Annotated in this window: 1 pseudogene; it reads right to left on the bottom strand. The window is 61.8% G+C overall.

The window, feature by feature from the left end:
• Positions 1-79 (bottom strand): annotated as a pseudogene (locus M3149_RS23280) (XRE family transcriptional regulator); the annotation flags it as partial.
• Positions 80-251: the final 172 nt, after the last annotated feature.

The raw sequence follows: 251 nt of genomic DNA, 5'->3' as shown, positions 1-251 counted from the left end.
GGCGGGAGATCTCGCGGATGGACAACTGCTCTCGCAGCGCCCACCGCCTGATGACACTCAGTGTTGCCACGTCTATCACTCCTCATCTCCTGCTGCACACAAAAGCAGCAGGCTAGGGTTAGTACGTAAGCGTCGCCTCAACACCCTCTTGACGAGGATGACAGCGGATAGTCAAACGTCCAGGACGTGGCGCAGCAGGGCGAAGCCGACGCGCCAATGGGTGCCATCGCCGGGGTCGATGGTGGCGGTGC

This window comes from Hydrogenophaga intermedia, assembly GCF_023715105.1.
GTDB classification, from domain to species: Bacteria; Pseudomonadota; Gammaproteobacteria; order Burkholderiales; family Burkholderiaceae_C; genus Hydrogenophaga; species Hydrogenophaga intermedia_A.
The sequence above is the reverse complement of the archived record's forward strand: the minus strand, read 5'-3'. Positions and strand labels throughout refer to the sequence as shown.